The organism is Rhodococcoides kyotonense, assembly GCF_900188125.1.
In the GTDB taxonomy this organism is placed as follows: Bacteria; Actinomycetota; Actinomycetes; order Mycobacteriales; family Mycobacteriaceae; genus Rhodococcoides; species Rhodococcoides kyotonense.
In genome coordinates this window covers 235,077-256,998 of record NZ_FZOW01000005.1, presented here as the reverse complement: position 1 = coordinate 256,998, position 21,922 = coordinate 235,077, and the positions used below count along the sequence as shown (strand labels likewise).

Sequence of the window (21,922 nt, the reverse complement as noted above, 5' to 3'; positions counted from 1 at the left end):
CGACAGCCCCTAGCCCAGGGTCTCCGGTAACTCCACGGTCTCTCCCAGCACGTGCTCGGCCAGGAACGCGAACACCACCTCGTACCAGATCTTGGCGTGCTGGGGCGAGAGAACCCAGTGGTTCTCCGACGGGAAGTACAGCAGCCGGTGATCGGTCCTGCCCTCGTCGTCGGCGGGCAGCCCCGATTCGCTGAGCAGCTCGTACCAGAGCCGCAGACCCTCGCCGATGGGGACTCGGTAGTCCTTGTCGCCGTGAACGACGAGCATCGGAGTCGAGATGTCGGCGACGAACAGATGCGGAGAATTCTCGAAGGCCATCTCGGGCGACATTTCGCGTTGCCAGTAGTACGACGCGTCGGTCGTGGGCCCGAACTGATCGAGAGCCCACAGGCTCGCGTGGGTGACGATCGCGCGGAATCGATCGGTGTGGCCGGCTATCCAGTTGGCCATGTAGCCGCCGAACGAGCCGCCCATCGCGGCAGTTCTCGACGCATCGATGTCGGGTCGTCGTTCTGCGGCGTCGGTCACGGCCATCAGGTCGGTGAACGGTTCCTTGCCCCATCGGCCCCACCCGCGCTGAACGAAGTCCTGCCCGTAGCCGGTGGACAGCGCCGGGTCGGGCAGCAACACCGCGTATCCCCTGGCGACCATGAGCCACGGGTTCCATCGCCATGACCAGGTGTTCCACGATCCGAGCGGTCCACCGTGTACCCATAGCAACAGAGGCGCCCGGTTGGTGTCCGACGCATCCTCGGGCAGCGCGAGCCACGCGCGCACTCGGGTGCCGTCCTCGGTGCGGGTCTCGATCTCGGTCAGCCTTCCCGGCAACTCCGGCAGGGGCTCGGCGAGGTGCAGCCGGCGAATGTCGCCGCTCGACAGGTCGATGCGTACCGGATGTGGCGGCCGATCGTACGAGGCCTCCAGCGCGAACACCGACCCGTCCGACGCTGTCTGCACATGGGTGTAAGCCGAGTCGGTTGCGGTGAGCTTCGTGGCCGACCCGTCACGCACGACGAAGATCGGTGCGCGCCCGTCGTCGTCGGCAACGACGACGACGCCGCTGCCGTCGCGAAGCCATACGGGTTCTCTCGGCCACCGATCCCATCCCGGCGCGAGGTCCGACACCACCGCGTCATCGAACATGTACTGCTGCAACGTCATTCGCGGCGCTTCTTCGGGGGTCGTCACCGACTCGCGAACGAACGCGACGCTCGATCCGTCAGGAGAGATCGCGGGCGAACCGAAGTCCGCGTCGACGTCGTCGACGATCACGGTGCGCTCCCCCGACTCCACGTCGATGCGGACGAGAACGGTGCGCGACACGGCCAACGCGCCGGGGACGGTCCACGTCGAGACGACGAAGGTGCCGTCCGGGCTGACGTCGTACGACGCCTCCTGCAGCGCTCCTCCCGCGTTCACGGTGACGCGCCGCATGTCGCCGTCGGCCGTACCGGCGAACAGATGCGGGGTCGCAGGTCCCAGGTCGTGATCCCAGTACCTGACGGGATAGCCGGAATGCAGGATCGCGTCGACCTTGCCGTCCTTGCGGAGGGTGCGCAACCGCTCGTCCTCGTCGTCGGTGGTAGCCGACGGAAACACGTGCGACGACGCCACGATGCGCCCCGCAGCGGTACGGACGCCCGCGAATCCTGCGGCGCGTCGGGCAACGATCCGCGCCTCACCGCCGAGCGCAGGCAGCGACCAGATCGCCGACGACTTCTCGTCCTTGGACACGTGCCGCAGAAAATACAGATCTCCCGACGGGTCGAAGACCGGGCCACTCGCCCCGGTCTCACCGAACGTCAGCCGACGGGCCTCGCTCCGACCGGACGGATCGACCTCCCACAGTGCACCCACATAGGACGCCTTGTCCGAGTCGAGTTCGGAGATCGCGACTACGACGCGTCCGCCGTCATCGGCCACCGCAAGATCGGTCGCTCGTGGCGCACCGATGTACCGGGACAGGTCGTCGAAAATTCCGCCGGGTCGAGCTGATTCCGGTCCTGACACTGGTGGGCGCTCCTGAAGGATCTCGACGGTGTTCGGCCGAATCGATCCTACGACGCCACACCGACATCAGCTGGGACCCAGCTCCTCACGCAGTTGCGTCAGTGTTCGAGCCAGAATTCGAGACACATGCATCTGGGAGATACCCATGCGTTCCGCGATCTGCGTCTGAGTCATCGACCCGAAGAAGCGCAGAATCACGATCTGACGCTCGCGTTCGGGCAACTTCTCCAGAGCCGGGCGGACGGTGAGGTAACTCTCCATCTTCTCCAGTTCCGGGTCGTTGTCGCCGAGAGTGTCCATCAACGGAAGACGATCGTCGCTGACGACCGAATCGACCGACACCGTTTGATACGCGCTGCGCGCCAACAGAGCCTGGGACGCTTCCTTCACGTCGATGCCCAACTCCGCAGCGATCTCACTCGCAGTCGGAGCACGGCCGAGCTTCTGCGACAGCGTGCCGACCGCGCCGGAGATCATCGAGTTGAGTTCTTTCATACGACGCGGCACACGCACCGACCACCCGGCATCGCGGAAGTACCGTCGCGCTTCGCCCATGATGGTCGGCACCGCGAACGACACGAAGTCCGAACCTCGTTCGATGTCGAAACGGTCGACGGCGTTGACCAACCCGAGACGAGCCACCTGCAGCAGATCCTCGTGCGCCTCGCCGCGACCACCGAAGCGTCGGGCGATGTGCTCGGCCAGCGGCAAGCACCGAGTGATGATGCGATCCCTCAGGACCTGACGCTGCGGCGAGCCTTCGTCGAGCGCCTGCATTTCCTGGATGAGGGGTACGACTTCCTTGTAATCGTCCGACTGTCGCCGCGCAGTCTTCTCGTACGGCGCAGGCACTAGAGGGTGCTCCTCCGCTTGACGACGTCGACGGCGACGACGTGACCGGCGTCGACGTCCTGCCCGGTCAGCGCAATGGAATCGGTGAGCGTCTGCAGAACGTGCCACCCGAAGCTGTCCTGCTTCGGCAACTTGTCGCGTTCGACCGTCGATGTCGTCGCGATTCGTATACCACCGTCGCTCACCACGAACGAACAAGACAACTCTGCCCCGTTCACAGCACCGGCGATCAGTTCGGAACACACCTCGTCGACGACGAGCTTGATGTCGGCGATGTCGTCGAGTGTGAAATCGGCCAGCACGGCCAACGTTTCGGCAACGGCGCGAACGACGGGAAGCTGAGCGGCGTCGGCGATCACCCGCAATTCGACCGGCGCGCCGGAATTTCGTTCCAGCTCTTCGATCCTGCCGACGCCAGTCATCCGCACTCCCTATCGTCTCGCGTGTCACATAAGTGCATATGGCCGAACATCCCTGTTGCGGCCGGACCCAGGATACCCAGGCGATCGCAGTTCAATCCCGCGCGGATGGAGGAACCGCGGACCCGCGGCTGGGGGTTGGAGAAAAACGTCCCCGTCCGAACCGGGGGGAGGCTTGGACGGGGACATCCGCGACCGTTACCCGGGGCAGGTACGCGGACGCTGGTTCCCCAGCGTAGTCCCGCCGAAACCGGCGGACCGACCCGATTCGGTAACGAATTCGAGGGCCCCGGCGCGTCCCCGATGTACGAGGTGACGGCAGGCGCCGGTGCTGGCACGATCGCTGTGTGGACTACACCGAGCAGCTGCGCGAACTGGCCCGTCGATGCGGCGTCGGGGCGTCGTATCAAGGATGGGACAAGGTCGAACACTCCGTGTCCGACGCCACTCTTCGAAGGATTCTCGAGGCGCGCGGTATCGCAGCCGACGACGGCGACGCCGTCGAGCAGTCGCTTGCCGATCTCGACACCGCACCGTGGCGCAGGATGTTGCCGCCGGTGATCGTGACCGTCGCAGGAACCGCATCTACCGTCGAAGTCCATGTGCCCCATGGCGATCCGCTATCGGTGCATCTCGTCACCGAATCCGGCGTCCGACTCGACCTGGAGCAACTCGACGTGTGGATCGATCCACGAGAGGTCGACGGGACGCTCGTCGGCCGAGCGACATTCGAGATTCCCGCCCATGCTCCGATCGGCTGGCACACACTGACTGCGTCGAGCGATCACGGACGCGGAGAGGTCACGACGTCGCAGTGCCCGGTCGCCGTGACGCCACAGCGTTCGACGGCGAACGACTCGGTCACCGACCGCCAGCGGAACGGCCTTCTGACACAGCTGTATTCACTCCGATCGAACCGGTCGTGGGGAGTCGGCGACTATGCCGACCTGACGGACCTCACATCGATCGCCGGCCGAGTCCACGGCTTCGACTACGTGCTCGTCAATCCGTTGCACGCGGGCCGACCGAACCCGCCGGTGGAGGCGTCGCCGTACCTGCCGACGACGCGAAGATTCTTCGATCCCATGTACATTCGCGTCGAGGACATCGAGGAGACCTCGTATCTGCCGCCTGACAAGTTCGCCAAGATCCGACGATCCGCCGCGGGATTCATCAAGGCAGACAAGGGAACTCGCCGTATCGATCGGGACCCGACGTTCCGCGCCAAACTGAGCGCACTGAAACGCATTCACAGAGTGGAGCGGTCCGCGGCGCGGCAGGCAGAGTTCGACGCGTTCTGCACCCGTGAGGGTTCCGGGCTCGACGACTTCGCGCTGTGGTGTGCGATCGCCGAGAAGCACGGACCCGACAGTGCCGTCTGGCGTGATCACGCCGCGCACCCACGAACCGACTATGCGACGGCCCAGCGCGAGCAGCTCGCCGAGCGCATCCACTTCCACAAGTGGCTGCAATGGATATGCGACGACCAACTCGCCCGTGCGCAACGCGTCGCACTCGATTCGGGCATGGACATCGGGGTCGTCCACGATCTGGCCGTCGGTGTGCATCGTCACGGCGCCGACGCATGGACTCTCGGCGATGCGCTGGTCTCGGGCGTCACCGTCGGCGCGCCTCCGGACAACTTCAACCAGCAGGGACAGAACTGGAACCAGCCCCCGTGGAATCCCGATCGGCTACGTGAGCTGGGGTACACACCGTACCGAGACATGCTGCGCACCGTGCTGCGGCATGCGGGTGGCGTGCGCGTCGACCACATCCTTGGTCTGTTTCGACTCTGGTGGATTCCCGAAGGATCGACGTCGGCAGCGGACGGCGCGTACGTCACGTACGACCACGAGGCACTCATCGGAATTCTCGTCCTCGAGGCGGAACGCGCCGGTGCGGTCGTCGTCGGCGAGGATCTGGGCGTCTTCGAACCAGTTGTCCAGGAGTATCTCGGCGGACGTGGGCTGTTCGGCACGTCGATCCTGTGGTTCGAGAACGACGGCGAGACACCGATCCCACCGGAGAACTACCGACGCCTGTGCCTGACATCGGTGACGACGCACGACCTTCCCCCGACGGCGGGGTACCTCCGCGGTGAACACATCGCGCTCCGGTCGAGGCTCGGACTGCTCGAACGTGACCTCGACGAGGAGATCGCCAAGGACACCGCCGCTCGCGAAGCCGTCCTCGATCTGGCCCGCGCGCGGGATCTGTTGCCCGACGACGCGTCGGAGCAAGAGACCGTCGAGGCATTGCACCGCTTGATCCAACGCAGCCCGTCGGTGCTGCTGGGTATCGCGCTCGTCGACGCGGTCGGTGAGAACCGCATCCAGAATCAGCCGGGAACCGACGAAACCCAGTACGAGAACTGGAAAGTCCCGCTTGCCGACGACAATAAGAAGGCGGTCTGGGTCGACGATCTCGTCGACCATCCGCGGTTGGTGTCGCTCGTGAAGGCACTGCGCAGCCAGTAGGCGTCGGCACCGACTACGCACGCACTCACCGCGGAGCGGCATACTCGAACCATGGGACGAATCACGACGCGACGGCCGGTAGTGCGCATTCGCGGGATGCACGAGACCAGCCGTCCCGACACCCTCGTCGTCGAAGAGCCCTTGGAGATACGGGTCGGCGGTACCGCGCTGGCCGTCACCATGCGCACTCCGGGCCACGATGTCGAACTGGCACACGGATTCCTGCTGACGGAAGGTGTCGTGACCGGGCGCGACGACGTCGCGATCGCCCGCTACTGCGACGGAGTGGACGACGAGGGCCAGAACACCTACAACGTCCTCGACATCACTCTCGCCGACGGGGTGGCGCCTCCGCAGCCGGGCGTCGAACGAAACTTCTACACGACGTCGTCGTGCGGGGTGTGCGGAAAAGCCTCGCTCGACGCGGTGAAGCTGAAGTCCGTCCACTCCCCCGCCTCGGACGACGTACGTGTCAAGGCGTCCGTGCTGTCGACGATGCCGGACACGCTGCGTGAATCACAGAAGGTCTTCGATTCGACGGGTGGCTTGCACGCCGCTGCGCTGTTCGATCGTGACGGCCGCATGCGCGTCCTCCGCGAGGACGTGGGTCGCCACAATGCCGTCGACAAGGTCATCGGCTGGGCAGTCGGCGAAGGCCACGTGCCGCTGCAAGGAACCGTGCTGATGGTCAGTGGGCGCGCGTCGTTCGAACTCGCGCAGAAAGCCGTGATGGCAGGCATTCCCATACTCGCGGCGGTGTCTGCGCCGTCGTCGCTCGCGGTGGATCTGGCCGAGGAGTCGGGACTGACCGTCGTCGGATTCCTGCGCGGCGACAACATGAATCTGTACTCGCACGTCGACCGCATCGAACGCTGATTCGCCTGTCACAGACAAGCAGACCCGGCCGTCGACGTTCGACGACCGGGTCTCGTTGTGTTGCTGGAGGTGCTACGCCGACTTGTCTCGACGCTCACGTTCCGGCTTGCGCGGAACGATCGTCGGGAGGACGTTGTCGTTGACGGTCTCCGACGTGACGACGACCTTGGCGACGTCGTCGCGACTCGGGATGTCGAACATCACCGGATTGAGGACCTCTTCGAGGATGGCACGCAGACCACGCGCGCCCGTGCCGCGCAGGATGGCCTGATCGGCGATCGCTTCCAACGCGTCCTTGGTGAATTCGAGCTCGACGTTGTCCATCTCGAACAAGCGGCTGTACTGCTTGACCAGAGCATTCTTCGGCTCGGACAGGATGGTGACCAACGATTCCTTGTCCAGGTTGGTCACCGAAGCGACGACGGGAAGGCGCCCGATGAACTCCGGAATCAGACCGAACTTGATCAGGTCCTCGGGCATGACCTCGGCGAAGTGGTCCTGCGTGTCGATCTCCGCCTTGGACCGCACCTCTGCACCGAAACCGAGTCCGCGCTTGCCGACACGATCGGACACGATCTTCTCGAGGCCCGCGAACGCACCCGCGACGATGAACAGCACGTTGGTCGTGTCGATCTGGATGAACTCCTGGTGCGGGTGCTTACGGCCGCCCTGCGGTGGAACACTCGCCTGCGTCCCCTCGAGAATCTTCAGCAGCGCCTGCTGGACTCCCTCACCGGACACGTCACGCGTGATCGACGGGTTCTCGCTCTTGCGGGCGATCTTGTCGACCTCGTCGATGTAGATGATGCCGGTCTCGGCGCGCTTGACGTCGTAATCCGCTGCCTGGATCAGCTTCAACAGAATGTTCTCGACGTCCTCACCCACGTACCCCGCCTCGGTGAGCGCAGTGGCGTCGGCGATCGCGAACGGGACGTTGAGCATCTTGGCCAGCGTCTGCGCGAGATACGTCTTACCGCACCCGGTCGGGCCGAGCATCAGAATGTTGGACTTGGCCAGTTCGACGCTTTCGCCACGGGTATCCCGTGCCTTGTCGCCGGCCTGGATGCGCTTGTAGTGGTTGTAGACGGCCACGGCCAGCGTGCGCTTGGCGGTGTCCTGTCCGATCACGTAGTTCTCGAGGAAATCACGGATCTCGGAGGGCTTCGGCAGGTCGTCGAGCTTGACCTCGCTCGACTCCGCGAGCTCCTCCTCGATGATCTCGTTGCACAGGTCGATGCACTCATCGCAGATGTACACACCTGGTCCTGCAATGAGTTTCTTCACCTGCTTCTGGCTCTTGCCGCAGAAAGAGCATTTCAGCAGATCGCCACCGTCACCGATGCGTGCCATTGTCGAGGTTCCTACTTCCTTGTCCGCGTTCGGCCGACGAGCACCACTACGGATGCCTCGTCAGGCCGTGAGCAACTTCTCGATCCACAGCGTTCGAGCGATGACATGACCAGCCATAGCTTTCGAGCCCTGATGCGACCGTACCCGTGTTCGTCGAACATGGGCGAGTTGTTTCCGGTGATTCGCCGACCGATTCTTCTCGAGTCCTCGGATCGACCGACATACCTCTGCACTGCCACCCCGACCATCGATCGAGCGCCCCCCGAGTGTTACGTCGGAGCCTCGCGCGACAGCAGGCCGGCGCGTTCCTACGATGTCGCGGTGCCGGGTGAATCGAAAGCTGGTCCACCCGGCACCGGCAACGGTCCTGCGAAGATACCTGCTCGGTACTACTTCTGTGCCGACAATTTGCGGTAGTCGAACACGGTGTCGATGATTCCGTACTCTTTCGCCTGCTCGGCGGTCAGAATCTTGTCGCGATCGGTGTCCTTGCGGATGACGTCGGGATCCTTGCCGGTGTGGCGTCCGAGCGTCGTCTCCATCAAGCGACGCATGCGCTCGATCTCGGCTGCCTGGATCTCGAGGTCGGAGACCTGACCCTGGATTCCGCCGCTGGCGGGCTGGTGGATCAGCACACGAGCGTTCGGCAATGCCGCACGCTTGCCGGGCGTTCCTGCCGCCAGCAGAACAGCCGCTGCCGACGCTGCCTGGCCGAGGCAGACCGTTGCGACGTCCGCGCGGACGTACTGCATCGTGTCGTAGATCGCCATCAGCGACGTGAACGATCCACCCGGTGAATTGATGTACATCGTGATGTCGCGGTCGGGATCGAGACCCTCGAGCACGAGCAGCTGCGCCATGATGTCGTTGGCCGACGCGTCGTCGACCTGGACACCGAGGAAGATGATGCGCTCCTCGAACAGCTTGTTGTACGGGTTGGACTCCTTGACGCCGTAGCTGGAGTGCTCGACGAAGGACGGCAGGATGTACCGCGAGGACGGCATCTGATTGGGGTCGAACAAGTTTGTCATCGTTTCTCCAAGAAGTGGGGTTTCGAGGGACGGAGCGAGGGCGATCTACTCGCCGATGCCGCCTGCCTGACGTGCGCGCGAGACGACGTGGTCCACGAAGCCGTATTCCTTCGCCGCTGCGGCCGTGAACCACCGGTCACGATCGGAGTCCTCGGTGATCTGCTCGACGGTCTGACCCGTGTGCTGAGCGATGAGCTCGGCCATCTCACGCTTGGTGTGCGCGAACTGCTCGGCCATGATGGCGATGTCGCTGGCGCTACCGCCGATACCCGCCGACGGCTGGTGCATCATGATGCGCGCGTGCGGGAGTGCGTAGCGCTTGCCCTTCGCGCCTGCCGACAACAGGAACTGCCCCATCGACGCGGCGAGACCCATACCGTAGGTCGCGACGTCGCACTCGGCGAATTCCATCGTGTCGAAGATGGCCATGCCCGCGGTGACCGAACCACCGGGCGAGTTGATGTAGAGCGAGATGTCGCGAGTGGGATCCTCGGCGGAAAGAAGGAGAATCTGTGCGCACAGCTTGTTGGCGATGTCATCGTCGACCTGAGTACCGAGGAAGATGATGCGCTCGCGAAGCAGACGCTCGTACACGGAGTCGCTGAGATTCAAGCCGGAGGCGGCCGAAGTCATGACGGGACTCTGCTGGTGCGAAGCCGCCGGATTCTGAACAGTCACGGTACCTGCCTTTTCCATACGATCGTTGGTTCCTGATACAGACACTAACGAAAGACGGCGGCCCCGGAGTCCCGGAACCGCCGTCGTTCGCTGTGAGCGTTACTTCTCTTGTTCACCCTCGGCAGAATCGCCTGCTGCAGGCTCTTCTGCTTCGGCCGGGCTACCGAAGAGCTCGGAAGTGTCGACGTCTGCGCCGGCAGTGTCGGTCACCTTGACGCGATCGACGATGGTCGCGAGCGCCTTGCCACGACGCACGTCGGCGAAGACTGCACCGAGCTGGTTGGCCTGCTGCACCTGCTGGATGAACTCCTCCGGCGAGATGCCGTAGCGCTGCGCCTGGAAGATGATCCGCTCGGTGAGCTCGTCCTGACCGACCTCGGTCTTCTCGGCCTCGGCGATGGCGTCGAGCAGGAGCTGGGTACGCACCGACTTCTCGGCGGTCTCCTTGACGTCCTTGTCGAATTCCTCACGGCTCGAGCCCTGCGACTCCAGCAGCTCGGCGAGCTTCGCCTCGTCGTGGTCGAGACCGTGGATGGCCTCGTGGAGCTGCGAATCGACCTCGGCCTTGACGACAGCCTCGGGCGCGGGGATCTCGACGGTCTCGAGAAGCGTCTCGAGCACCTTGTCGCGGATCTGGCCTGCCTGCTCGACCTTCTTCACACGCTCGACGCGCGTCTTCAGGTCGGCGAGGAGCTCGTCGAGGGTGTCGAACTCGCTGGCGAGCTGTGCGAACTCGTCGTCGGCCTCGGGAAGCTCGCGCTCCTTGACCGAGACGACCTTGACGGTGACGACTGCTTCCTTGCCTGCGTAGTCGCCTGCGACGAGTGTCGAGGTGAAGTCCTTGGACTCGTCGACCGAGACGCCGACGATGGCGTCGTCGAGGCCCTCGATCAGCTGGCCCGATCCGACCTCGTGCGACAGACCGTTGGCGGTTGCCTCTTCGACGGCCTCACCGTCGACGGTGGCCGACAGGTCGATCGACACGAAGTCGCCGCTCTGGACGGGACGCTCGACACCGGTCAGGGTGCCGAAACGCTGACGCAGCGACTGCAGCTGCTCGTCGACTGCTTCGTCGGTGATCTCGAGGGGATCGACCGTGACGCTGATGGTCGAGTAGTCCGGCAGCGCGATCTCAGGGCGAACGTCGACCTCGGCGGTGAACGTGAGCTCCTCGCCGTCCTCGATCTTTGTGATCTCGATCTCGGGCTGGCCGATGACCTTGATCTGCTCCGAGCTCACGGCCTCCGAGTAACGAGCCGGGAGAGCGTCGTTGACGACCTGCTCCAACACGGCGCCACGGCCGACACGCGCCTCGAGAAGCTTCGCCGGGGCCTTGCCCGGACGGAATCCCGGCAGGCGGATCTGCTGCGCGAGTGCCTTGTAAGCGCGGTCGAAATCAGGCTTGAGCTCCTCGAAGGGCACCTCAACGTTGATACGGACTCGCGTCGGGCTGAGCTGCTCGACGGTGCTCTTCACGGGACATGCTCCTTCTGGTGGTCTTGCCTTGCGGTCGGCCTGGGCCCGCCCATACTCGACGAGCCGTGTCCGTGGATACCGGTCGGACCCTGATCGGGTCCGACCTCATCTTGTCGGGGTGACAGGAATTGAACCTGCGACCCTCCGCTCCCAAAGCGGATGCGCTACCAAGCTGCGCCACACCCCGTCGTACTGCAACACCGAACTCGTGCCGACATCGTTCAACCTACAGGCACCATTCAACAGCAGACACCACCGGTGCCCGACACAGGGCCACCGCTTCCGTCTCCGCAGACTCTACATGCAGGCGGTTTGTAATCTCGAAGCAGGATTATGTAGAGTTTCGAATCGCAAGCGACGGAGATGGCGATCCCATCGAGTCGCTCGCACGCCGATGTAGCTCAATGGTAGAGCCCCTGTCTTCCAAACAGGCTACGCGAGTTCGATTCTCGTCATCGGCTCACCGAAAAGGCCCGGCCCCCGCACTGCGGGGGCCGGGCCTTTTTCATGTCCCTCTTCTCACCGTCAGATCCGCACACCGTCGTACAGCGCCCGCCCGACCGCCGCGTCGCCGACGACGACGAGGGTGTCGAACGGCCGTCGCCGCCACACGGTCAGCAACAGATCCTGCGCCGATCCTCGAAGCGCGACGTCCCCTTTGCGGTGCTCACGCGTCACGACGACAGCCTCACCGGTGAAATCGAGGAACAGTTCCATGTCGGTTCCGTCGTCGGTGTGCAGATGCACGGTCCGACCCTTCAAGTCGGGCAGTCGATCCAGGGGCACACGCGTCAGGAACGCCTCGGCCCACTCCGCGACGCCGTCGGCGGCACCGGCCGGGTCGGCGTCGTCGGACTCCGATCCGCCGCGTGCGTGAACCGCATCCTGTGCGTCGAAACGATGGACGGTCACCTCGTGCAACTGACGACGGATCCAGTAGTCGGCCGTCCCCTCCCCCGCCCACGTGGCCACCGGAGTCTGCAGATCCACGCGACGATATGCGTCGAGCATCGCGGCGGCCGACTCGGCATAGTCGTCGAGGACGGCAGGCCCACGTTCCGGCTTCTCCACTGCTGCAATGACTTTCGCCATACCGTCGACTGCCGGTACATCGAGTGCCGCGCGAGCCATTCGGTGGACGAAGGTCACGTGCCTGACCAGTTTCTCGATGGTCCAGTCCGGCATGGACGGCACGGGAGTGCTGGCTTCGTCCAACGAGAGCGATCCCATGCGGCCGCATTCGACCGCCAGAAGTTCCACTTGCTGATCGGGTGTCATGGCTACGATCCTGCCCTTGCCGCATCGGGTTCGCGCCCGGATGCGCCGCGTATCGTGGAAAGTGTCCGATTTGTCCGACGGGGCCGCGTCGTCACCCGCCCCCGGAAGAATCCCCGGAAGGGGTCATACACGTGGAAGCATTGTTACTCGTCGTCATCGTCGTCGCTGCTGTCGTCTTTCTGGTCGTACGCAGCCAGAAGAACTCCGCAGCCAGGACGGCGAGCACGCTGGACGACGCGAAGGCGGACGCACGGCAGTCGATCGAACGTCTCGGCGGTCAGATCTACAATCTCGTCGGCACCGACACCGCGTCGAAGCAAGCGCTGGCCGACGCGTCGGAACGCAACATCGCCGCCGGCTCGCAGATCGATCAGGCGAAGACCGTCGAACAGGCTCGGCTCGCGAAGCAGACCGCACTCGAAGGGCTGTACTACATCCGCGCTGCCCGGCTCGCCATGGGCATGGACCCCGGTCCCGAAATCCAGGGCATCGACGGACAGAAGTCCGCGGGCCAGGTCACCGAGGACCGCAAGGTGGACTTCGAGGGCAGGCAAGTCGAGGCGTCACCCAACCCGTCCGAGCGCACCCCCAACTACTACCCCGGCGGCAAGGTCGCAGGCCGGCCGGTCCCCGCGGGTTGGTACTCCGAGCCGTGGTGGAAGCCCGCGCTCGTCGCAGGCGCGTGGGGCGTCGGCTCGATGTTCCTGTTCTCGGCGATGTTCTCCGGGATGGCGGGCGTCGGATACGGCGAACAGGAATTCGCAAGCGGAGCCGGTGACGGCTCGGAAGGCGGCGGAGACTTCGGCGACGCAGGTGGCGACTACGGCGACGGCGGCGGCGACTTCGGAGACAGCGGCGGAGACTTCGGCGGTGGCGACTTCGGAGGCGGCGGAGACTTCGGTGGCGGTGATTTCGGCTTCTAGGTCGCCTGACACACAGGACACCAGAACAGGTTTCGCGCCTGCATCACCGAATGCAGGATCTCGGTGCCACAGATTCGACACGGACGCCCCGCCCTGCGATAGACGTAGGTGCGGGGCCGTTTCGGTGCGTAGCCTGCTTCACCGTGATCGTCCTCGGGACGGATGGTGATGATCCTTCCGCGTCGCACACCGATGTTCATCAGCTCGACGAGGTCGAACCACAGCGCGTCCCACTCGGCGCGGTCGACGTCCTTTCCCGGCCGCATCGGATTGATCTCGTGACGAAAGAGGACCTCGGCCCGATAGACGTTTCCGACTCCTGCCAAGACCTGCTGATCCATCAGTAGCGTTCCGATGGGCGTGCGGGACTTCGTGATTCGAGCCCAGGCCCGCTCCGGGTCGGCGTCTTTCCTGATCGGGTCCGGCCCGAGCCGCGCTTTCAGCGCGTCGACCTGTTGCTCCGTATAGATTTCGCACGCCGTCGGCCCGCGCAGGTCGGTGCCGTACTCGTCGCCCACCATCCGCAGGCGAACCGCGCCGACCGGATCATCCAGCGGCACAGCCTGTTCGGTGAACTTGCCGTACAGACCGAGATGGATGTGGACGATCAGATCCGACTCGTAGCGGTGCAGCAGGTGCTTGCCCCAGGCTTCGGCCTTCTCGAGTACGAGCCCGTCGACCAGCGCGGCACCGGAGGTGAAGCGCCCCTGAGGGCTGCTCACCTCGACCGGTGCCCCGCCGAACCGTCGTTGATGCAACCGCGCGAGGCGGTGCAGGGTATGGCCTTCCGGCACTGATCAGGCAGGCTTTCCCGGTACCTCGGGCGCCTCGCCCGAACGCTCGTACTCCGACAGGATGTCGATGCGGCGCTGGTGGCGCTCTTCACCGGAGAACGGGGTACCGAGGAATGCGTCGACGATCGCGAGCGCCTCGGGCAGCGTGTGCATACGTCCGCCGATGCCGATCAGCTGAGCATCGTTGTGCTCACGCGCGAGCTTCGCGGTCTCGACGCTCCACGCCAGCGCGCAGCGAGCACCGGGCACCTTGTTCGCGGCGATCTGCTCGCCGTTGCCGGAACCACCGAGCACCAGGCCACGGCTGCCCGGGTCCGCCACGACGCGACGTGCCGCGTCGATGCAGAAGGCCGGGTAGTCGTCGACGGGGTCGTAGTCGAATGCACCGCAGTCGACGGGCTCGTGCCCGGACTTCGTGAGGTGTTCGATGATCTGATTCTTGAACTCGAGACCAGCGTGGTCTGCACCCAGGTATACGCGCATGCCTAGAGTCTGACAGGTGGATGTGAGCGCTGGAAATGCGGTCGCCGGCGTCGACGGCGCGAAGGGCGAATGGGTGGTGGCGAGGTACGACGGCTCGCACATCCGATGGAGCGTCGCCCACGACGTCGACGAGGTGGTGCGCAGCACCGAGGACTGTTCGGCCGTCGGCGTCGACATGCCATTGTCGATGCCCGAACACGGCTATCGCACAAGTGAATCCGAAGCGAAGTCGTTTCTCGGACCGGCGCGCTCGTCGATCTTCCACACCCCGGTGCGAGCAGTTCTGGACGCCGACTCGTACGAGGACGCGTGCGCGATCTCGCGGTCGGTCACCGGCAAGGCGATCAGCAAACAGACGTGGTATCTGATGGCCGGGGTGCGGTCGTGGCAGTCGGTGCGCTTCGATCCCGAGCGCGTCGTCGAAGTACATCCCGAATGCGCGTTCCGGATGATGGCGCCCTCGACGGAGTTCGCATCGAAGAAGACGGCCCGAGGGGCCGGGCAGAGGCTCGCGGCGCTCGGTTCGTGGTTGGATCCACGCGATCTGGCGGCCGGGCTCGCGGAGTTACCGGTCGGACCCGTCGTCGACGACGCGTTGGATGCGGCGGCGGCCGCATGGTCGGCGTGGCGATTCAGCAGGGGCGAGCACCGGATGTTCGGAACCACGGACGCGGCAGATCGCATCGTCGTATAGCCCCATGTGCACGAAAATACATAGCGGGCTATGTATTTTCGTGCACGTGCGCCGAAGGCGCCTAGTCGAACTCAGGATCCTCGTGACGCGTGCGCTTCAGCTCGAAGAAGTGCGGGTACGACGCGAAGATCACCGACGCGTCCCACAGCTTTCCTGCCTCTTCGCCGCGCGGGATGCGAGAGAGAACCGGCCCGAAGAACGCGACACCGTTGACGTGGATGGTGGGTGTGCCGACGTCGTCGCCGACCTTGTCCATGCCCGCGTGGTGGCTCGTGCGGAGCGCCTCGTCGTACTCGGTGCTCTCGGCTGCCTTCGCGAGTTCCGCCGGAAGTCCGAGCTCGGCGAGCGACTGCTCGATGACCTCGGGGAAATTCTTGTTGCCTTCGTTGTGGATCCGGGTGCCCAGCGCGGTGTAGAGCGGAGAGAGAATCTCGTCGCCCTTGGCCTTCGACGCAGCGATCGCGACGCGCACCGGTCCCCATGCCTTCGTCATCAGCTCCGAGTACTGCTCGGGCAGATCCCGGCCCTCGTTCAACACTGCGAGCGACATGACGTGGAAGTTCACGTCGATGTCGCGCACCTTCTCGACCTCGAGAATCCAGCGCGAGGTGATCCAGCACCAGGGGCACAGCGGGTCGAACCAGAAATCTGCGGTGTCCTTCTGTGCACTGTCGGTCACGTCCATCTCCTTCGTCCAAGGTTCGTAGCCTTCCGGACAAGCCAACTCCGGATGGCGCCGAACCATTCCATGCCCTCCCTTGACCAGCATGCCGGAACCCGAACGTGATGGGATGGTGGCATCCATCGTTTCCCTACTCGAGAAGGTGCATGACTTAAGTGGTTGCTCCCAATCTGACTCGCGATCAAGCCGCGACACGATCGACCGTGCTCGGCAATCCCACCTATTCGATAGTTCTGGATCTCACCGACGGTTCCGGCAACCCCAGCGAAAAGACGTTCCTGTCGACGACGACCATCGCCTTCAGCGCGACGCCCGGCGCATCGAGCGTCGTCGACATCGTCGCCGACAGCGTCCGATCCGCCACTCTCAACGGATCGGATCTCGACATCTCGTCGTACGACGAGGAAACCGGCATCGCGCTCAACGATCTGGCCGAGCAGAACGAAGTGGTCGTCGTCGCCGAGTGTGCGTATTCACACACCGGTGAAGGTCTCCATCGGTTCGTCGATCCGTCGGACGGTTCGGTGTACCTGTACACGCAGTTCGAAACCGCCGATGCCAAGCGGATGTTCGCGTGCTTCGATCAGCCGGATCTGAAGGCGACGTTCGACCTGAAGGTCACCGCTCCCGAGAGCTGGAAGATCATCTCCAACTCGGCGCACGCCGCCGAGCCTGCCGCGGGTGAGCACGTCTTCGACACGACTCCGCTGATGAGCACGTACCTCGTTGCGCTGATCGCGGGCCCGTACGCCGAGTGGACCGACTCGTACACCGACGACCACGGCACGATCCCGCTGGGCATCTATTGCCGCGCGTCACTGGCGGAACACATGGACGCCGAGCGGCTGTTCACCGAGACGAAGCAGGGCTTCGGCTTCTACCACGCCAACTTCGGCACCCCGTACGCCTTCGGCAAGTACGACCAGCTGTTCGTTCCGGAGTTCAACGCGGGCGCCATGGAGAACGCGGGAGCGGTCACGTTCCTCGAGGACTACGTCTTCCGGTCCAAGGTGACGCGATACTCCTACGAGCGCCGCGCCGAGACGGTGCTGCACGAAATGGCGCACATGTGGTTCGGCGACCTCGTCACGATGACGTGGTGGGACGACCTGTGGCTCAACGAGTCCTTCGCGACGTTCGCGTCGGTGCTCTGCCAGGCCGAGGCCACCGAATACACCAATGCATGGACGACGTTCGCGAACGTCGAGAAGTCGTGGGCGTACCGCCAGGATCAACTGCCGTCGACGCACCCGATCGCCGCGGACATCCCCGATCTCGCGGCCGTCGAGGTCAACTTCGACGGCATCACGTACGCGAAGGGCGCGAGCGTCCTCAAGCAGCTCGTCGCCTACGTCGGCAAGGACGACTTCCTCGCCGGCCTACGCAGTTACTTCGTCGACCACGCCTTCGGCAACGCAACCTTCTCGGATCTACTCTCCGCATTGGAGAAGTCGTCCGGCCGCGACCTCTCCGACTGGGGTGATCAATGGCTCCGCACCACCGGCCTCAACACTCTGAGCCCCGATTTCGACGTGGACTCCAGTGGCAACTTCACGCGGTTCGCGGTGAAGCAGAGCGGCGCAGCTCCGGGTGCCGGTGAGCGACGCGTGCACCGCATCGCCGTCGGAATCTACGACGACGAAGGCGGCAGGCTCGTCCGCACGAAGCGTGTCGAACTCGACCTCGACGCTGCCGAGAGCACGGACGTCGCCGAGCTGGTCGGCGTCGCGCGCGGCAAGCTGGTTCTCGTCAACGACGACGATCTGACGTACTGCTCGGTGCGTCTCGATCCGGAGTCGCTCGACACGCTGATCGCCCGCATCGGCGACATCGTCGACCCGCTCCCCCGCACTCTGGCGTGGTCGGCAGCGTGGGAGATGACTCGGCAGGCCGAGATGAAGGCCCGCGACTTCGTCGCGCTCGTGCAGCGGGGCATCGCATCGGAGACCGAGGTGGGCGTCGTACAGCGGTTGCTGCTGCAGGCGCAGACGGCGATCAACAGTTACGCAGAGCCGCAGTGGGCGACGAGCACAGGGCAGCCGGAGTTCGCGGATACGCTGCTGGACCTGGCGCGGGGCGCAGACGCCGGATCCGATCATCAGTTGGCGTTCGTCAACTCACTGACCGGTTCGGTGCTGTCCGAGCGTCACGTCGGCGTTCTGAAGGGACTGCTCGACGGCGACGTCGCCGGCCAGGACCTGGGCGGCTTGGACGTCGACACCGATCTGCGCTGGCGGATCGTCGGTGCACTGGCAGGCGCGGGAGCGATCGACTCCGACGGTTCGGCGTCGCCGATCATCGACGCGGAGGCCGATCGCGACAACACCGCTGCGGGTGCGCGCTCTGCTGCCGCGGCGCGGGCAGCCCGGCCGGATGCGGACGTGAAGAACCAGGCATGGGCGACGGTCGTCGACGACGACTCGGTCCCCAACATCACGGCACGCTCGATCATCGGCGGATTCGCCGGACCGGGCCAGTCCGCACTGCTCGAGCCGTTCGTCGACCGTTACTTCGAGGCGATTTCGGGCGTGTGGGCGCGTCGGTCGAGCGAGGTTGCGCAAACGGTCGTCGTCGGGCTGTATCCGTCGTGGTCGATCAGCGACGAGTCCGTGGCAGCAGCGGACCGATTCCTGGACGGAGATCTGCCGCCCGCGCTGCGGCGTCTGGTGGTCGAGGGACGCGCAGGAATCGTCCGCTCGCTGAAGGCACGTCAGTTCGACGCGAGCTGACCCCGATACGACGACAGCGCCCCGGAAAGTTCCGGGGGCGCTGTCGTTGGAGCGATGCTGTTACGGGCTGACGATGGCAGCAGCCATGACGCGGACCGAGCTGACCAGTCCGTCGATCAGGTTGCCGTCACGGAACGGTCCGACCGCTGCCGTGACACCGAGCTGCGCGACGCGATCCGTCGCACGGTTGGACACGCGCCGACCCGTCCGGATCTCGATGGCCTTGTTGTCGGGGTCAACCGCGACGAGCACGGAACGGACGGCGTCGGGTGTACCAGGGAACACCGCATCCGCGCCTGCGGCCGTGTCGGCTCCGAGGTCACCGACGTAGACGTTGAACCGGATCTGCGTCGCGCGCGTCGCCTCGGCGAGAGCGTCGTCGAGCGCGACGAGGTCCTGCGTCGCGAACGGCAGATGATCCGGGCTCGGCTTGCCGAACTCGTGGACAGCAGACACGCGACCGCTCGCGGTCAACGCAGCGCCGTACGGCAGCTCGCTCTCGTCGACGTGGGTCTTCGTCAGTTCACCACTTGCCACTTGCAGATCCTCCGATCGAATCGGCTGCCGACGCGTGCGAGGAATGGCCGCCACCGTGCGGCGTCACCTCGTCCGTCGCGCTCCACAGCACAGGGCCACGCGTCCACTTGTCGGTCAGTCGGTACGGCGTGACGTCCAATCCCGGCTGCCTGTCGGCAACGTAGGACAACGCACCGATGATCCCGACGATCGCGATCGGGATCACGCCGAATATCAGCAAGGTCTCGAGAATGCTCACAGGGTGTGACGTTAGTCCATTTTTCGTGGCGGAGCGACGCCGGGTAGCCGTCAGGCTGCGCCTTCGCCCAGATACGCGAGCCAGGACGGGTCCAGTTCCTTGGTGCTCGCGAGCAGACGCCAGTGCGGTCCCTTGGGCGGGACGAGTTGCGCCCGTAGGGTCCACCCCAGCTCACTGAGCATTTTGTCCGCTTTGCGATGGTTGCACGGAGCGCAGCATGCGACGCAGTTCTCCCACGAGTGCTCTCCCCCACGACTGCGCGGAATCACGTGGTCGACCGTCTCCGCTTTCGATCCGCAGTATGCGCACCGGAAGCGATCGCGATGCATGAGAGCCGCGCGGGTCATCGGGACGCGGGCGCGATACGGGACCCGAACGAACGTTCTCAAGCGAATGACGGACGGAACCTGCACGGAGAAGTCCGCCGAGCGGATGAACGGGCCGCCGGGATCGTCGTGGATGACGTCGGCCTTGTTGCACACCAGGAGCACCACGGCTCGGCGCATCGGCAGAGCGGTGAGGGGTTCGAACGTGGCGTTGAGAAGAAGGACCCGCCGTTTGACCCAGGCGGGTACGACGTCCTCCGCCGAACTGATCGCTCCTGCAGGCTTCGCTGCTGAGGAATGTCCGGCAGAGCCGTCGGGATGGACTACGTGCAGTGCATTCGCCCCTGATGTCCGTAGCCGCTGGTCTGCGGTTTCGTGGGCATCAGTGGGCAGAAGTTGTCGGTGATGTTGCTTCTTCTTCATGGGCGTTCTCCCAGGACGTCGGCGCCCGCGCATGGCTTGCGCGGAACACGAGGAACAGTGGAACACGAATCCGACCTGCGCGCACACCCCTTTTTGCTTCTGAGTCCGTTGCGGATCGGTGAACTTCGGGCGAACGAGTGGGCGGCTGCAGACCTCGGTGGCGAGATCTGTCGACGTCCGTAGACTCTCCAGGTGTCTGTTATCGATCCGAATCCACGCCTGCACGCCATCGCATCGTCCCTGGACTCGCGAGCATTCGAATTGACGGAAACCGGTCGAGACTGGCTGGTGGACAGGCCTTTGCAAGTCGCCGGATATCTGGCGCTCGCGATCGTTCTGCGTCTGGTGCTGCACAAGCTCATCGATCGCTTCACCCGACGTAACTCGAGCGATTCGACCAAACCACCACTTCTGCTTCGACCACTGCGCGAACGAGCCCCGACGTCGCTACAGGGATCGATCCTGTCCGAGCGACGCAAACAACGTGCCAAGACCATCGGGTCGGTCATGAAGTCCGGCGTGTCCGTCGTGATCCTGACCTGGTTCGTTCTGTCCGTGCTCGATGTCGTCGGAGTCAACGTTGCCCCGTTCATCGCGTCCGCGGGCATCGTCGGAGTAGCCCTCGGTTTCGGTGCGCAGAATCTCGTCCGTGACTTCCTGTCCGGCATATTCATGCTCCTCGAGGACCAGTACGGCGTCGGCGACGTCGTCGACCTGGGCGAGGCCATCGGCACCGTCGAGAGTGTCGGCCTCCGCGTGACGACGGTCCGCGACGTCAACGGCACCGTGTGGTACTGCCGCAACGGAGAGGTTCTCCGAGTGGGCAACATGAGTCAGGGCTTCGCGGTCGCCGTGCTCGACCTGCCTGTCGCGCACACCGCGAACATCGACGAGGCGTGCGAGGTCGCCGAGAAGGCTGCCCTCGATGTCGTCCAGTCGGGTGACTTCGAAGGTGACCTGCTCGGCTCGCCCGAGATGCTGGGTGTCAACGCGGTGAGCGCTGACACCGTGACCATTCGCATTACCGTCGAGACGAGGCCCGGTCGCCAGTGGGCGGTGCAGCGCCGCATGCACCGCGAGATACTGCAGGCATTCGAGAACGCCGGTATCAGAGCCCCCTACCCCGAAGGTCGAGCGGGCGGATTCGTCCCGGACCTGTCCAAGTAGGGATACTTGAATCTCGCACACAGTCCAACCGAAGACGGAGAGCATCACGCCATGACCGAACCGCAGCAGACGTTCTACGACGCGGTCGGCGGCGGCGACACCTTCCACAAGCTGACCGCGAAGTTCTACGAGGAAGTGGCGAAGGACGAGGTCGTCCGTCCGCTGTACCCCGAAGAGGACCTCGGCCCAGCCGAACGTCGCATGCGCATGTTCCTCGAGCAGTATTGGGGTGGTCCGCGCACGTACTCGGACGAGCGTGGACACCCGCGTCTGCGGATGAGACATTCGCCGTTCCGAATCGGACCGATCGAGCGCGATGCATGGCTGCGGTGCATGCACACCGCGATCGCATCGATCGACGACTCGGTGTTGGACGACGCGCACCGTGCCCAGTTGGTCGACTACATGGAGATGGCCGCGAATTCGATGGTCAACTCGGCATTCTGAATGAGACGACGCGTCGCCTCGGCCGGTCC

Annotated in this window: 21 protein-coding genes and 2 tRNA genes; 8 read left to right on the top strand and 15 right to left on the bottom strand. The window is 64.7% G+C overall.

The genetic code is table 11. The annotated features are described in order from the left end of the window. Window positions 1-9: 9 nt before the first annotated feature. From CHB96_RS10850 to CHB96_RS10840, 3 genes are all read right to left on the bottom strand, one after another. A complete protein-coding gene (locus CHB96_RS10850; protein WP_089245916.1) occupies window positions 10-2,010 on the bottom strand; it encodes a S9 family peptidase in 2,001 nt (666 codons plus the stop codon). 66 nt (window positions 2,011-2,076) lie between these two features. After that, window positions 2,077-2,862: a SigB/SigF/SigG family RNA polymerase sigma factor gene (locus CHB96_RS10845; protein ID WP_089245914.1), complete on the bottom strand. Its 786-nt coding sequence runs from the start codon at window positions 2,860-2,862 to the stop codon at window positions 2,077-2,079. Continuing rightward, entirely contained in the window at window positions 2,862-3,284 is a 423-nt protein-coding gene (locus CHB96_RS10840) for an ATP-binding protein (RefSeq protein WP_089245912.1), read from the bottom strand. The genes CHB96_RS10845 and CHB96_RS10840 overlap by 1 nt, the downstream gene beginning before the upstream one ends. A gap of 344 nt (window positions 3,285-3,628) precedes the next feature. Here CHB96_RS10840 and malQ point away from each other — a divergent pair, with 344 nt between their 5' ends. After that, on the top strand, window positions 3,629-5,761 hold the full coding sequence (gene malQ / locus CHB96_RS10835; protein ID WP_089245910.1) for a 4-alpha-glucanotransferase: 2,133 nt from the start codon (window positions 3,629-3,631) through the stop codon (window positions 5,759-5,761). 51 nt (window positions 5,762-5,812) lie between these two features. Next, window positions 5,813-6,637: a formate dehydrogenase accessory sulfurtransferase FdhD gene (gene fdhD / locus CHB96_RS10830; protein WP_089245908.1), complete on the top strand. Its 825-nt coding sequence runs from the start codon at window positions 5,813-5,815 to the stop codon at window positions 6,635-6,637. Between the two features lie 72 nt (window positions 6,638-6,709). On the opposite strand, the gene clpX is transcribed toward fdhD, so the two are convergent. The 5 genes from clpX to CHB96_RS10800 all read right to left on the bottom strand — a co-directional run bounded on the left by clpX (window position 6,710) and on the right by CHB96_RS10800 (window position 11,359). Further along, window positions 6,710-7,987: an ATP-dependent Clp protease ATP-binding subunit ClpX gene (gene clpX / locus CHB96_RS10825; RefSeq protein WP_089245906.1), complete on the bottom strand. Its 1,278-nt coding sequence runs from the start codon at window positions 7,985-7,987 to the stop codon at window positions 6,710-6,712. 389 nt (window positions 7,988-8,376) lie between these two features. After that, window positions 8,377-9,018, bottom strand: a complete 642-nt coding sequence (locus tag CHB96_RS10815) for an ATP-dependent Clp protease proteolytic subunit (protein ID WP_068423770.1) — start codon at window positions 9,016-9,018, stop codon at window positions 8,377-8,379. A gap of 45 nt (window positions 9,019-9,063) precedes the next feature. Further along, window positions 9,064-9,714, bottom strand: a complete 651-nt coding sequence (locus CHB96_RS10810; protein WP_089245902.1) for an ATP-dependent Clp protease proteolytic subunit — start codon at window positions 9,712-9,714, stop codon at window positions 9,064-9,066. 81 nt (window positions 9,715-9,795) lie between these two features. Beyond that, window positions 9,796-11,172, bottom strand: a complete 1,377-nt coding sequence (gene tig / locus CHB96_RS10805) for a trigger factor (protein ID WP_089245900.1) — start codon at window positions 11,170-11,172, stop codon at window positions 9,796-9,798. A 113-nt stretch (window positions 11,173-11,285) separates the two neighbouring features. Continuing rightward, window positions 11,286-11,359: transfer RNA gene (locus CHB96_RS10800), tRNA-Pro, on the bottom strand. 203 nt (window positions 11,360-11,562) lie between these two features. Between CHB96_RS10800 and CHB96_RS10795 the strand changes: the two genes are divergently transcribed. Next, window positions 11,563-11,633: transfer RNA gene (locus CHB96_RS10795), tRNA-Gly, on the top strand. Window positions 11,634-11,697: 64 nt separating this feature from the next. Here CHB96_RS10795 and CHB96_RS10790 read toward each other — a convergent pair. Next, on the bottom strand, window positions 11,698-12,450 hold the full coding sequence (locus CHB96_RS10790) for a maleylpyruvate isomerase N-terminal domain-containing protein (protein ID WP_089245898.1): 753 nt from the start codon (window positions 12,448-12,450) through the stop codon (window positions 11,698-11,700). A gap of 131 nt (window positions 12,451-12,581) precedes the next feature. On the opposite strand from CHB96_RS10790, the gene CHB96_RS10785 reads away from it, so the two are divergent. Further along, window positions 12,582-13,373: a hypothetical protein gene (locus CHB96_RS10785; protein ID WP_089245896.1), complete on the top strand. Its 792-nt coding sequence runs from the start codon at window positions 12,582-12,584 to the stop codon at window positions 13,371-13,373. Here the strand turns inward: CHB96_RS10785 and CHB96_RS10780 are convergent. Continuing rightward, window positions 13,370-14,167 (bottom strand): Fpg/Nei family DNA glycosylase, encoded by a 798-nt coding sequence (locus CHB96_RS10780; protein ID WP_089245894.1) that lies wholly within the window; start codon window positions 14,165-14,167, stop codon window positions 13,370-13,372. The genes CHB96_RS10785 and CHB96_RS10780 overlap by 4 nt on opposite strands. Window positions 14,168-14,170: 3 nt before the next feature. After that, window positions 14,171-14,650: a ribose-5-phosphate isomerase gene (locus CHB96_RS10775; RefSeq protein WP_089245892.1), complete on the bottom strand. Its 480-nt coding sequence runs from the start codon at window positions 14,648-14,650 to the stop codon at window positions 14,171-14,173. Window positions 14,651-14,666: 16 nt separating this feature from the next. On the opposite strand from CHB96_RS10775, the gene CHB96_RS10770 reads away from it, so the two are divergent. Beyond that, window positions 14,667-15,344, top strand: a complete 678-nt coding sequence (locus tag CHB96_RS10770) for a DUF429 domain-containing protein (protein WP_245865452.1) — start codon at window positions 14,667-14,669, stop codon at window positions 15,342-15,344. A gap of 61 nt (window positions 15,345-15,405) precedes the next feature. Here the strand turns inward: CHB96_RS10770 and CHB96_RS10765 are convergent, their stop codons facing one another. Then, window positions 15,406-16,029: a mycothiol-dependent nitroreductase Rv2466c family protein gene (locus CHB96_RS10765; protein ID WP_089245888.1), complete on the bottom strand. Its 624-nt coding sequence runs from the start codon at window positions 16,027-16,029 to the stop codon at window positions 15,406-15,408. Window positions 16,030-16,181: 152 nt separating this feature from the next. Between CHB96_RS10765 and pepN the strand changes: the two genes are divergently transcribed. Further along, window positions 16,182-18,755, top strand: a complete 2,574-nt coding sequence (gene pepN / locus CHB96_RS10760; RefSeq protein ID WP_089245886.1) for an aminopeptidase N — start codon at window positions 16,182-16,184, stop codon at window positions 18,753-18,755. A gap of 60 nt (window positions 18,756-18,815) precedes the next feature. Here the strand turns inward: pepN and CHB96_RS10755 are convergent, their stop codons facing one another. Genes CHB96_RS10755 through CHB96_RS10745 form a run of 3 tightly spaced genes read right to left on the bottom strand, consistent with a single transcriptional unit; the run spans window position 18,816 to window position 20,279 of the window. After that, window positions 18,816-19,292, bottom strand: coding sequence for a DUF5130 family protein (locus CHB96_RS10755; protein ID WP_089245884.1), 477 nt, complete (start codon window positions 19,290-19,292; stop codon window positions 18,816-18,818). Beyond that, entirely contained in the window at window positions 19,279-19,530 is a 252-nt protein-coding gene (gene ctaJ, locus CHB96_RS10750; protein WP_089245882.1) for an aa3-type cytochrome oxidase subunit CtaJ, read from the bottom strand. The genes CHB96_RS10755 and ctaJ overlap by 14 nt, the downstream gene beginning before the upstream one ends. Before the next feature lie 50 nt (window positions 19,531-19,580). Further along, window positions 19,581-20,279, bottom strand: a complete 699-nt coding sequence (locus CHB96_RS10745) for an HNH endonuclease (protein WP_245865451.1) — start codon at window positions 20,277-20,279, stop codon at window positions 19,581-19,583. Between the two features lie 192 nt (window positions 20,280-20,471). Here CHB96_RS10745 and CHB96_RS10740 point away from each other — a divergent pair, with 192 nt between their 5' ends. Both CHB96_RS10740 and CHB96_RS10735 read left to right on the top strand, forming a co-directional pair. Then, the gene (locus CHB96_RS10740; RefSeq protein ID WP_245865449.1) at window positions 20,472-21,446 is read left to right on the top strand and encodes a mechanosensitive ion channel family protein; all 975 of its coding nucleotides are present in this window, start codon (window positions 20,472-20,474) and stop codon (window positions 21,444-21,446) included. Between the two features lie 51 nt (window positions 21,447-21,497). After that, a complete protein-coding gene (locus CHB96_RS10735; protein WP_089245880.1) occupies window positions 21,498-21,893 on the top strand; it encodes a globin in 396 nt (131 codons plus the stop codon). Window positions 21,894-21,922 lie beyond the last annotated feature (29 nt).